Source organism: Fontivita pretiosa, assembly GCF_050410795.1.
Taxonomy (GTDB): Bacteria; Planctomycetota; Phycisphaerae; order Tepidisphaerales; family Tepidisphaeraceae; genus Fontivita; species Fontivita pretiosa.
In genome coordinates this window covers 1671900-1683325 of sequence record NZ_CP191258.1, presented here as the reverse complement: position 1 = coordinate 1683325, position 11426 = coordinate 1671900, and the positions used below count along the sequence as shown (strand labels likewise).

Below are 11426 nucleotides of genomic sequence, written 5' to 3'. Positions count from 1 at the left end.
AAACTGACGTGATCGGGCCTGGCAGGGCGGGCACGGCCCACCCGTCCCGTTGTTCTACTTCGCGACCTGTTTCGCAGGCGCCACGCAAGTCCCCATGTCGTGCCAGATGAAATCCAGCATGCGACTGGGGACAGGTTTCAAAGGCGCATCGATCTTGCTGCGCAGCGTCCGCACCGCTTCCTGGCCCATGCGGTAGTGCGGCTCGATCATGGCGCTGACGGTCACCCCGTGCTCGCGCAGATCTTCGGCCGCGAACGAGACGATCGACAGCTCCTGCGGCACACGGATTCCCAGTTCCGCCGCCGCCCGCAACACCGCCGGCACGAAAATCGAAAAATAGCACACCAGTGCCGTGGGGCGGTCCGCACGGGCGAGGAACTGTCGGGCAAAGGCAACCTCGGAAGCAAAGTCCACGCAGTCCTGATCCGGATGGACCACCCACGCCGGCAAACCGGCCAGCCGCATCGCCTGGGCATAACCGGCGGCGCGGTCGGCGGCACTGAAGTGGGCGGAGGCGACCGAGCCGCGCCCGTGGCACAGGTCGATGTACGCGATCCGCCGGTGCCCGGCGGCAATCAGCCGCTCGGTCATCTCCCGCGCGGCCTGGAGATTCCTCGGATACACCGCGTCGGACTCCCGGACCGTGTTCAGCCACACCGCTGGCAATTGACGCTGCTGGACGATCTCCACCAGATGTTCCGGAAGATGATGCGTGTAGTTGATGATCACGCCGTCGGCCATCAGCGTCCGCATGATCTTGGGCACGTAATCGGCGCTGTTGAGCTTGGCGTCAGGGACCTTGGCCACCGCCAGATGCATGTCCTCCGTCGCCAGCTCATCGTGGATGCCATCCAACAGCCGACTGGGCAGGTAGCTTCGTCCTGCGACGGTGCTCATCAGCAGTGCCGCGCAGTGAAACCGGCCGGTGCGGATCGCCCGCGCCGAGACGTTGGGGATGTAGTTCAGTTCCCGGGCTTTGAGCAGGATTTTTTCGGCCAGCTCGACGCTGATCCCCCCCTCGGCGGCCTTGTTGGACAGCACGCGCGAGACGGTGCTGCGATCCACCCCGACATGCTCGGCGATGTCCCGCAGCGTGACCCGACTCACCGCTTGGTCCTCCGCAACCTGGGTGCCCAGGCTTTGCGCAACCGCGTCACAATCGAGTGTGCTAACAACACAATCGATTGTGATAACCCGCCCAAAGCATGTCAAGAAAAATCCTGAAAAAGCGCCAACGAATGGTGGTGGTTATGACGCAAAATCAAAAAACGCTGCCGCAAAATTGAGGTCGTTTGGGTACCGCGGGCGCAACGACTGTAGTACCTTCACGGCAGGTCTGAGTTACCCTGGATGCATCGCCAAAGGAGAGGACACGTGCACGTTCGAGCTGGTCGGCTGGGCTGGGTCGCCGCGGCGCTGGGCTTGATGAGGGGATCGATCGCGTCGGCTCAGGTATTGGCGTTTCCGGAAGCTGAAGGCTTCGGGCGTTTCGCTACAGGGCCGCGGGCAAACCTCTCGTCGGCAACGGTCTACCATGTCACCAACCTCAACGATTCGGGCTCCGGCTCGCTTCGCGATGCGCTCAGTCAGCCGAACCGATACGTCGTTTTCGATGTCGGTGGGATCATCAACCTCAGCAGCGTCGTCACCGTCGCCAGCAACATCTACATCGCCGGCCAGACCGCACCGGGTGGCATTGGCGTATACAACAACCGTGTGGCGTTCCACGGGGCCAACAACCTCATCAGCCGCTATTGGAGCATTCGGCTGGGAACCTCGCAGGGCCGCCAGGACGCCGCCTCGCTGGTGCGCGGGCAGAACATGATCTGGGACCATATGTCCATCACCTGGGGCGTGGATGGCACGTTCGACATCAATCCCGACCCCGGCCAGATCATCGACAACATTACGATTCAGAACACCGCCATCTCTCAGGGGCTGGATGTGGTCGGTCACAGCACAGGCGGACTGCTTACCATCGGCGAGGGCAACCGCTCCAGCATCATCAAGTGCCTCTGGGCCGACAATGTCACTCGCAACCCCAAGGTGCGCGGCGAAAACGAGTTCATCAACAATGTAGTCTACGGCTACGAAACCTCCGGCTACATCATGGGCGACACGTCGGCCGTCTCGCATGCCAACGTGATCGGCAACTACTTCATCGAAGGTCCGGTCGATGGCAGCTCGCCGTTCGCCAGCGGCACCAGCAGCTTCTTCATCTATGCTGCGGACAACTGGGTCGATGGCGACAGGGACGGCGTGCTTGACGGCACGCTGAACAGCAGCTACCCCGGTGCCACGGTTGTTTCCGCACCGCATGCCTTTCCCAGCACCGCGTCGATGACGGCCGAGCAGGCCGTGCAGTTTGTCATCGAAAACTTCGGGCCGAACATCACCCGTGATGCCGTGGACAGGAGGCTGGCGCAGGAGGTGGCGTCGTATGGGACGCTTGGCGGGGTCATCGTGCGCGACAGCGACCTGTTCCCGAACTATGGCACGGATCCGCAGTATCTGAATCCGCGAGCCCGGCTGGTTGATACCGACAACGATGGCATGCCCGACAACTGGGAGATGTCCAGGGGATTGAACCCCGCCAGCAACACCGATTGGAAAGGCCTCAACGCCGCCGGGTACACCCGCCTGGAAGAGTACCTCAATGAACTCGGGGGCTACGGGATGACCCGCACTGCCAGCGGGGGCGGCGCCTGGAGCAGTGGCTCGACCTGGGGCGGATCGGTGCCGAACTTCGCCACCACGGCGGTTGTGGTCAACGGCGTGACTCACGCTGCGGGCAACGCCTTCGCACGTCACGCCAATCTCGATGGCGCCTGCATCGTCAGTGGTGGAACGCTCGACGTTTTCGACACGGCACTGATCGGATCCGGCGCATCCGGTTCGCTGACGATCGGCGGCGGCACGGTCTCCGCCGGGCGATTCGTCCTGGGCGCAACCGGAAAGTCAGGGGTGCTCATCCTCAATGGCGGCATGCTTCAGACCGGACCGATCGTCTCCGGCGGGGGCACGGCATCGCTCGTGCTCAATGGCGGAACGTTTCGTGCCACCGGCGCCATCAATATCGCCGTGCCAACGACCATCGGCGGGTCGGTTACTTTCGACACCAATGGCTTTTCCGGCTCGATCACCGGCGGACTGAGTGGAATCGGAACGCTCACCAAGACCGGCAACGGCGCCCTGACACTCGGGGGCGTCAACAGCGCTTACTCCGGCGCGATCAATCTCAATGCTGGCACGCTCATCCTTGCGACCACTGCCGCCAACAGCAGCACCGGCGTCATCCGCGCCGCTAACGGCACGACGCTACAGATCAGCACCAGCGGCGCAGCCACGCCGCTGGAACTTGTCAACGGCGCGACGGTCACGATCACCGCAGGTGGGCTGACCTACAACGGCGCGATTTCAGGCGCCGCCGGCACCAGGCTCCTGATCAGCAACAGCTCCTCGGGCGCCAGCAACTTTTCCATCAATGGCAGCCTGAGCAACTTCAGCGGCACCTTCAGCCTCGGCAGCAGCACGGGCAACATTCGCATCGGCTCCAGCGGCAGCCCGACGGCGATCTTTGATCTGGGCACTTCAACCGGCACGATCCGCACCATCTTTGATGGCACCGTGCACCTGGGCGCGCTGATGGGCGGTGCATCCACGCGGCTACAAGGCTCGACCAACGGCACTGGCCAGACCACATACGTGATCGGAGCGCTTGGCCTCTCGACGAGCTTTGCCGGCACGATCACCGACGGTACCAACGCGACCCCGGGCATCGTCAACATCACCAAGGTCGGCGCCGGATCGTTGACGCTCAGCAACAGCGGCAACAGCTACACCGGGCTGACCACGGTGCAGGCAGGCCGGCTTGTGCTCGCCGGCGGGGCAAAGAGCCGCGTGCTGAACGCGGGCGGCGCGGACGTGATCGGCGGCTGGCTCATCCTGGACTACTCCGACACCGGCATCACCATCGCGCCTCAGGTGCTCTCGATCCTCGATGCCGGTTACGATCAGGCGACGAAGTTCAGCCTTGGCCAGATCCGCACCAGCAACGCTTCCGATCCGGCCAGGGGCCTTGGCTGGATCGACAACGCATCAGCGCAGCAGGTGAGCATCGCCTATACGTACTACGGCGACGCGAATCTGGACGGACGGGTGGATATCCGTGACCTGGCAGCCCTGGCGGGCGCGTGGCAGTCCAGCGGCCACTGGGCCGCCGGCGACTTCGACTACAGCGGGTTCATCGACATCGCGGACCTGAGTGCCCTGGCGAGCAACTGGCAGGCGGGTGTGAGCATCCCGCTTGCGATGACGTTCGAGCAGGCGCTTTCGGGCGTCGGGCTTGGGCAGATCTCCGTGCCCGAACCTGCCGCGCTGGGCGTGCTCGGACTGGGCATGGTCATCACTGCCCGCCGCCGACGCACGAGCGGCTGACGCAGCTCGCGTCGGCCCGGTCCACTCCGTTCGTGCAGCCGAATACTCACTCGCCGTTGGCGCTGACAGCGCCTGGACGAGCTTGGTCCGCTTCAGGCAACAGCTTGAAGACCGTGACCTCCGGGCGACACCATTCCAGGATTCGCTGTCCGTAGCTAAGCCCCCGGTTTACATACAGATGCCGGCCTTCGATGCTGTAGTAGCCGTGCGTGTATAGCCGGTATCGCTGCGGATACAGCGCCTTGCCGATGCGGCTGGTGGCCACCTGCCGGCCGTGCGTGTGCCCGGCGAGCATCCATTGCCAGGGATATTGCAGCAGTTGCCGCGCGTTGGCAGGGTTGTGATTCAGGCAGATGATCGGCAGGTTCGGATCCACGCCGCGGAATGCACGCTGCGGGTCGATGTGCCCGGACCATTCGTCGTCCAGTCCGACAATGACCAGTGGCGCAGCAGCGCCCTGGCGACGCAGCACGTGAACTTCATTGCGCAACACAATCAGCCCGCGATCCTCCAGACACTTTTCCAGGTAGTCGGCGCGGCGTCGGCCCTCGGGCGAACCGTTCTTGCCGTAGATGCTGTAATCGTGGTTGCCGAACGTGCAGATCACGCCATCGCGCGCGTGCAGGTGCGAGAGGATCGTGGCGATGCGGTGAGCAAAGCGATACCCGCCGGTGATCAGGTCGCCGGTGACGACCACCAGGTCCGGCTCAAGCTGGTTGACCCACATCAGGTACTGGATCAGGTATCGCTGCCAGACCACCGGGCTGTAATGCAGGTCGGAAATCTGGACGAGTTTCAGGCCCGTGTAGGCCGGATCCAGGCCCCGAAGCGGCATTTTTCGACGGTGTATTTCGACCCATCGGCGGTTCAGGGGCAGGGCATGCACGCCGGTCAGTCCGACCCGCGCCATCGTGTTCCAGATCGCCTTGCGCCAGCGATGCTGCCGTCTCCATTCAGGAGTCTTCAGATAGTTCACGAAGGCATCAACCATACCAGGCACGTTGTACGGATTTCGGAGTTCGGTTGGCCGATCCTGCGGCGTCTATCCGACTCTCATGGTTCATTCGATCATTTGAAGCGCCGACTCAAGCTCGGCGCGTGCATGTTCATCGCCGGCGCGAGCGGCGGCCTGAATGCCCTGTCGATACGACAGCCTGGCCTGCTCGAGTTGCCCGGCAAGCTGCTGCACCTGCCCGCGCTGGTAATAGGCGTAGCAGTAATTGCAGTCGGCTTCGATAGTGCGGTTGAAGTACTCGATGGCCAGCGAACTCTCGCCCCGCTTCTTGTACTCCATGGCGACGGCGTACAGCAGAAACGGATCGCCGGGCTGACGCCCAAGCATAGCCAGAAGCTGGTCGAGCCTGTCGCTGGCAGGTTCCTTGGACATCACTACACCGTTACTCGCCGCGACGCGGCCCGGATCGGCTGCACCTGCATGTGGAACGACTCGGCCACCGCCGGATTGGTCACCCGCCCGCACACCAGGTTGATGCCCAGGGCGAAGCCCGGGTCTTCCTCGGCGGCGCGCTCGTAGCCCTTGTTGGCGATCTTCAGGGCGTACGGCAACGTCGCGTTGCACAGGGCAATCGTGCTGGTGCGACCGACGGCTCCGGGCATGTTCGTCACGCAATAGTGCACAACGCCCTCGACGACGAAAGTCGGCTGGGCGTGAGTCGTCGGCCGCGAAGTCTCCACACACCCGCCCTGATCGATCGCCACGTCCACGATCACGGCGCCGTTTTTCATGCTGACCAGGTCCTGGCGGGTAACCAGGCGCGGCGCCTTGGCGCCGGGAATCAGCACGGCGCCGATCACCAAATCTGCCTCTGCCAGGTGCTCCCGAACCGTGTGAATGTCGCTGAAAACCGTCGCCACGTTCGCCGGCATCACGTCATCCAGATAGCGCAGGCGGTCGAGGTTGATGTCCATGAGCACGACGTTGGCGCCCAGGCCGGCGGCAACCTTGGCGGCGTTGGTCCCCACCACCCCGGCACCCAGTATCACCACCTTCGCCGGAGCGACTCCCGGAACCCCGCCCAGCAGGATCCCCCGTCCCATCATCGGTTTTTCAAGATACTTGGCGCCTTCCTGGATCGACATCTTGCCGGCGATCTCGGACATGGGCGTCAGGCAGGGCAGCCGGCCGTTCTTGTCGTGGATCGTCTCGTAGGCAATCGCGACGATTTCGGCTTCCAGGCACGCCTGAAGCAGCGCCTGATCCGCCGCAAAATGAAAGTACGTGAAGACGATCTGCCCGGGACGAAACAGACTGATCTCCTGCGGCTGAGGTTCCTTGACCTTGATGATCATGTCGGCGTTGCGGAAGACCTCCTCGTGGGTGGGCACGATTTTGGCGCCGACGCGGGCGTAGGCTTCGTCGGCGAAGCCGCTGCCGACGCCGGCGCCGCTTTCCACCATCACCTCATGTCCGGATTTGACCAGCAGCTCGACGCCAACCGGCATCATCGCGACGCGATATTCGTCAGGCTTGATCTCCCTGGGCACCCCGATGCGCATCGAGCAACCATCCTTCCATTTCGTGTTGTTGCCGCGCCGGCGAACCGCCGGACCGCTCAGCTCAGCCGCCACGCCCGCAACCGGGGTCGCCGGCAGTCCGATAAGCCGCGTCGCGGCCTGATGCATTCATCATATCCTCCGCCGGCGCGACAGTCGAAACACGCTCACCGCCACTCGCCGGCTCATGTTGCTTACGCTCAACATCCGTTCCTGCCGATGCAGAATCCGGGACGCATGCGTGTCCCGGCGTTGTCCGCCGGCAACAACCGGGCCAAACGTCCCCTGGTTACCGGACTTTTGCGCACCATGATCCAGGCCAATTCATCCCACAAGCCACGACTGCTGATCCTCGACGAGGATCGCATCATGCTCCAATCCCTCTCGCAGTTTCTTCGCCGCGAGGGATATGAAGTGAAGACGACCGACCGCCCCGACGACGCTCTGGCACAGCTCGAAGGCGGATCGTTCGAGTTGTTGCTGGCGGACATCAACATTCCCGGAATCGTTCCGTCGGAGTTTCTCCGCGACGTGCGGCGGCGGTTCCCTCACGTGGTGGTCATCGTGATCACCGGCTACGGGTCGATCGAAGGCGCCGTCGAGGCGACCAAGATGGGCGCGTTCGATTATCTGACCAAGCCCATTGTCGATGACGAGATTCGCGTGGTCGTGGAAAAGGCCGTCCGCCAGCAGGCGCTGCTGTTCGAGAATCAGACCCTCCGCCAGCAGCTCGATCTGCGCTACGGACTGGAAAACATCATCGGTCACGATCACAAGATGCTCAGGATCTTCGACCTGGTCGAAGCAGTCGCCGACAGCAAGACCACCGTGCTGATGACAGGCGAGAGCGGCACGGGCAAATCGCTTCTGGCACGGGCGATTCACTATCGTTCGCCTCGGCGCGACAAGCCGTTCATCGAAGTGAGCTGCGGCGCGCTGCCGGAAAACCTGCTGGAATCCGAACTGTTCGGACATGTCAAGGGCAGCTTCACCGGCGCCATCGCCGACAAGCAGGGCCGCTTCATGGCCGCCGACGGGGGAACGATCTTCCTGGACGAGATCAACAGCGCCTCGCCGGCCATGCAGGTCAAGCTCCTGCGCGTCTTGCAGGAGAAGACCTTCGAGCCGGTGGGAAGCACGCAGACCAAGACGGTGGACACGCGCGTGATCGTGGCGACGAATGTCGATCTGGCTCAGCTTGTCGCTGAGGGAAAGTTCCGCCAGGACCTGTACTATCGCATCAACGTTGTGACGATCCGCATGCCCAGCCTGCGCGAACGTCTGGGAGACATCCCGCGACTGGCCGAGCATTTCCTCAAGCAGTTCCGCAACCAGACCGGGCGGGAGATTCTGGGGTTTACGGCGGCGGCGATGGAGGCGATGCAGCGTTACAGTTGGCCGGGCAACGTGCGGGAGCTGGAAAACGCCATCGAGCGCGCCGTCGTGCTGTGCCGCCGTCCGCAGATCGATGTTCAGGATTTGCCCGAGACGATCACCGCGGGGCAGGGACTGGCGCCGCAGTCCGCAAGCTCGGGATCGAACGGTCATGCGATCTTCAAGGCCGAGAATGAAGATCAGCCGATGCCCCTGGCGGTGGCGCTGGAGATCCCCGAGCGGCGAATCATCGAGACGGCGCTGCGGCGGAACAACTACAACCGCCAGGCCACCGCCGCCGAACTGGGCATCAATCGCACCACCCTCTACAAGAAGATGCGCCGCTACCGCCTGGACGTGGGGCAGAGCAACTGAACTGTTCGCGACTATTCGCCTGAGGAAGCGGCAGGCGGTTGGTAAATGCGAATCCGTCCTAACTCCACTGACCGCAGGCGGCCAGTGAGGGACTCATGCTTCAATGCGGCCGCAAAGGTACGCACCACCGCCACAAAATGCTGGTGTGACGGCGTGGCAGGCAGCCGCAGGACAGCAATGCCGGGATGTTCGCCGGGCGGAGACAGCAGCGGATTGGAGAAGTCCAGATCCAGTGTCACCAGCGCGCGGTTTTCTCGCTGGCATGTCTCGGCCAATTCGCGATCTGTGGCCGACGTCATGGCCTGATCCGCCACAGTCGCCACGTCATGCCCATCGGCCACGAGCACCTGGACACACGTTTTGCCGAGATTCTCATCGAGGTTGAGTCTCACGGTTTGGTCTCGATCGGAATCTCAACATAGCGTTCGCGCGCCATTTCCGAGCCGTACGCGATGCATGCCAGGATGTCTGCTCGCTCCAATTGCGGATATTCCGCCAGCACCTGGTCGATCGTCATCCCCGACGCCAACAAATCCAGGATCAGCGAAACCCAGATGCGGTGGCCGCGAATGCATGGCCTGCCGAAGCATCGGTTCGGATCAATCGAGATGCGCGATAGCAGTTGTTCGCGGGTCAACTTGAATTGTACAAAAGCGGCTGCCGAGACGGCGGCTGGCAGCGTCTCTAGTACTGCGGCCCGCCGGGGTTGATGTCCTTGTTCCACAGCAGGATTCCGCCGGCCATGCTCCGCGCGTCCTTGAACCCATGCTGTCGCAGGATCTGCACGAACTGAAGCGATCGCTGGCCGCTGCGGCAGTGGACCACGACCTTTTCGTTGGCGTGCTGCTTGATCTCGTTGAACCGCGTGCCGATCTGCTGGAGCGGGATCAACCTGGTTCCTTCGATGTGGGTGATCTGATACTCGTTGGGCAGCCGGCAATCGATGAACACGAACTTCTCCCCGCGGTCCATCATCGCCTTGACCTCGCGCGGGGTGATCTCCCACTCGGGCTTGAACTTGTAGTCTTTGGGCAGCCCGCGCTCATCCAGATCGGCTGCGGCGGGCTGCGGCCTGGTGCTTCCGCTTTGCGCCTGGAGCACTTCGCGTCGCGTCTCTTCCAGGGACTTGGGATCCAGTGCAGGCACTCCGCAGAACTGCTCGTAATCGATCGGCGCGGTGATCGTCGGATGATCGCCGCACACCGGGCAGTTCGGATCGCGCTTCAGCTTGAACTGCCGGAAATCGAAGTCCATCGCGTCGAAGTACAGCAGTCTGCCGATCGCCGGCTTGCCCACGCCCAGGATCAGCTTGATCACCTCGTTGGCCTGAAGGGTGCCGATGATGCCCGGCAGCACGCCCAGCACGCCGCCTTCAGCGCAGCTTGGCACGGAGCCGGGGTCCGGCGGCTCGGGGTACAGGCAGCGATAGCACGGCCCGGGCTCGCCGGTCTCGGGGTTCTTCAGGTGCGGCGCGAAGACCGTGACCTGCCCGTCGAAGCGGAAGATCGAGCCATAGACATTGGGCTTCCTGGCCAGCACGCACGCATCGCCGACGCAGTAGCGCGTCGGGAAGTTGTCGGTGCCGTCGATGACGATGTCGTAGTCCTTGATCAGCTCCAGCACGTTGGAGCTGTTGACGATCGTCTTGTGCTCGACGACGCGAACGTCGGGGTTGAGGTCTTTCAGCCGTTTGGCGGCGGCGGCGACCTTGTCCTGCCCAATCGTGCTGATGCCGAACAGCACCTGCCGCTGGAGGTTGGAGGGGCTGACCACATCCACGTCCGCCAGCCCGATCGTCCCGACCCCCGCGGCGGCGAGGTACAGCGAGATCGGCGATCCCAGCCCGCCGGCCCCGATGCACAGCACCCGCGCGTTCAGCAGCTTTTTCTGTCCTTCCATGCCCACTTCGGGCAGAATCAGGTGGCGCTTGTAACGGTTGATCTGCTCAGAGCTTAGCTGTGTCACGGGCTGGGTACTGTTGGAGGATGTCGGCGCGTCGCAAACGGTCATGATGTTTCTCCTTGCAGCCCAATACTAGCCGCCAATGCTGCCGGGAACAAAACCCTCTTGAGTCCGGGATGCAATTACTTCTGCTGCGACTCGGCCCTCGCCAGTTGACGCTCCTTGGCGCCGTGGAAGTGGCCCAGCGCGGGGGTCACCGTGTCGAAGGTCACCACGCAGTTGGGGTCAATCGCCTCGATCGTCTTGAGCAACTCGCGCAGCCGCCTGCGCGGGCAGACCACGAACAGGACCATGACCGGTCCCTCGCGGCCACGGCCATCGACCGCCGTTACTCCAAAATCGTTGTCGAGCAGGCTCTGGCGGATCGGTTCGGAATGGGTGCGGCTGATGATTCGCACCAGCAGCGTGCCCACCGCAACCCAGTCTTCAATCGTCATGCCCACAATCACGCCGGTGGCAAAGCCCAGCACATACCCGGCGATGCGGAACGGATCGTTCAGGGTCTGCGGCGACAGCACCCGGCTGATCGCCAGGACCCAGATCAGACATTCGAGAATGGCCAGCCCGAACACCGCGGCCTTTTTCCCCTGGATCATCAGCATCGTGCGCAACGTGCCGATGGGCACGTCGCCCAGACGCAACACGAAGATCAATCCGAATCCAGCAAGCGCATCCCAGATCATGGCGCGGCATTGTGCGCCGCGGCGCGGGGAAGTCCACTGTGCCAGTTCGTCGCCCATGGCCGGATATTGATCGCGGGGTGA

At 63.2% G+C, this 11426-nt stretch carries 10 protein-coding genes; 2 read left to right on the top strand and 8 right to left on the bottom strand.

Going from position 1 to position 11426, the window contains the following annotated elements:
• Positions 1-54 precede the first annotated feature (54 nt).
• A complete protein-coding gene (locus tag ACQS5P_RS06915; RefSeq protein ID WP_428940167.1) occupies positions 55-1107 on the bottom strand; it encodes a LacI family DNA-binding transcriptional regulator in 1053 nt (350 codons plus the stop codon).
• A 267-nt stretch (positions 1108-1374) separates the two neighbouring features.
• Here ACQS5P_RS06915 and ACQS5P_RS06910 point away from each other — a divergent pair, with 267 nt between their 5' ends.
• Entirely contained in the window at positions 1375-4437 is a 3063-nt protein-coding gene (locus ACQS5P_RS06910) for an autotransporter-associated beta strand repeat-containing protein (protein WP_428940166.1), read from the top strand.
• Positions 4438-4483: 46 nt separating this feature from the next.
• Here ACQS5P_RS06910 and ACQS5P_RS06905 read toward each other — a convergent pair whose 3' ends face one another.
• The 3 genes from ACQS5P_RS06905 to ald all read right to left on the bottom strand — a co-directional run bounded on the left by ACQS5P_RS06905 (position 4484) and on the right by ald (position 6954).
• The gene (locus tag ACQS5P_RS06905; RefSeq protein ID WP_428940999.1) at positions 4484-5428 is read right to left on the bottom strand and encodes a metallophosphoesterase; all 945 of its coding nucleotides are present in this window, start codon (positions 5426-5428) and stop codon (positions 4484-4486) included.
• A 69-nt stretch (positions 5429-5497) separates the two neighbouring features.
• Positions 5498-5824, bottom strand: a complete 327-nt coding sequence (locus ACQS5P_RS06900) for a tetratricopeptide repeat protein (protein ID WP_428940165.1) — start codon at positions 5822-5824, stop codon at positions 5498-5500.
• Positions 5825-5826: 2 nt separating this feature from the next.
• On the bottom strand, positions 5827-6954 hold the full coding sequence (gene ald / locus ACQS5P_RS06895) for an alanine dehydrogenase (RefSeq protein ID WP_428940998.1): 1128 nt from the start codon (positions 6952-6954) through the stop codon (positions 5827-5829).
• A 306-nt stretch (positions 6955-7260) separates the two neighbouring features.
• On the opposite strand from ald, the gene ACQS5P_RS06890 reads away from it, so the two are divergent.
• Entirely contained in the window at positions 7261-8700 is a 1440-nt protein-coding gene (locus ACQS5P_RS06890) for a sigma-54-dependent transcriptional regulator (RefSeq protein ID WP_428940164.1), read from the top strand.
• A gap of 11 nt (positions 8701-8711) precedes the next feature.
• Here ACQS5P_RS06890 and ACQS5P_RS06885 read toward each other — a convergent pair whose 3' ends face one another.
• The 4 genes from ACQS5P_RS06885 to ACQS5P_RS06870 all read right to left on the bottom strand — a co-directional run bounded on the left by ACQS5P_RS06885 (position 8712) and on the right by ACQS5P_RS06870 (position 11402).
• Positions 8712-9092, bottom strand: coding sequence for a DUF5615 family PIN-like protein (locus ACQS5P_RS06885; protein ID WP_428940163.1), 381 nt, complete (start codon positions 9090-9092; stop codon positions 8712-8714).
• A complete protein-coding gene (locus tag ACQS5P_RS06880) occupies positions 9089-9337 on the bottom strand; it encodes a DUF433 domain-containing protein (RefSeq protein ID WP_428940997.1) in 249 nt (82 codons plus the stop codon). The genes ACQS5P_RS06885 and ACQS5P_RS06880 overlap by 4 nt, the downstream gene beginning before the upstream one ends.
• Positions 9338-9384: 47 nt before the next feature.
• Entirely contained in the window at positions 9385-10710 is a 1326-nt protein-coding gene (gene moeB / locus ACQS5P_RS06875; protein WP_428940162.1) for a molybdopterin-synthase adenylyltransferase MoeB, read from the bottom strand.
• A 74-nt stretch (positions 10711-10784) separates the two neighbouring features.
• A complete protein-coding gene (locus ACQS5P_RS06870) occupies positions 10785-11402 on the bottom strand; it encodes a DUF2179 domain-containing protein (protein WP_428940161.1) in 618 nt (205 codons plus the stop codon).
• Positions 11403-11426 lie beyond the last annotated feature (24 nt).

What these genes read in the sequence shown, in the direction of transcription:
- ACQS5P_RS06905 (WP_428940999.1), bottom strand. Translation starts at nt 5,428, where the DNA reads ATGGTTGATGCCTTCGTGAACTATCTGAAGACTCCTGAATGGAGACGG.
- ACQS5P_RS06900 (WP_428940165.1), bottom strand. Translation starts at nt 5,824, where the DNA reads ATGTCCAAGGAACCTGCCAGCGACAGGCTCGACCAGCTTCTGGCTATG.
- ald (WP_428940998.1), bottom strand. Translation starts at nt 6,954, where the DNA reads ATGCGCATCGGGGTGCCCAGGGAGATCAAGCCTGACGAATATCGCGTC.
- ACQS5P_RS06890 (WP_428940164.1), top strand. Translation starts at nt 7,261, where the DNA reads ATGATCCAGGCCAATTCATCCCACAAGCCACGACTGCTGATCCTCGAC.
- moeB (WP_428940162.1), bottom strand. Translation starts at nt 10,710, where the DNA reads ATGACCGTTTGCGACGCGCCGACATCCTCCAACAGTACCCAGCCCGTG.
- ACQS5P_RS06870 (WP_428940161.1), bottom strand. Translation starts at nt 11,402, where the DNA reads ATGGGCGACGAACTGGCACAGTGGACTTCCCCGCGCCGCGGCGCACAA.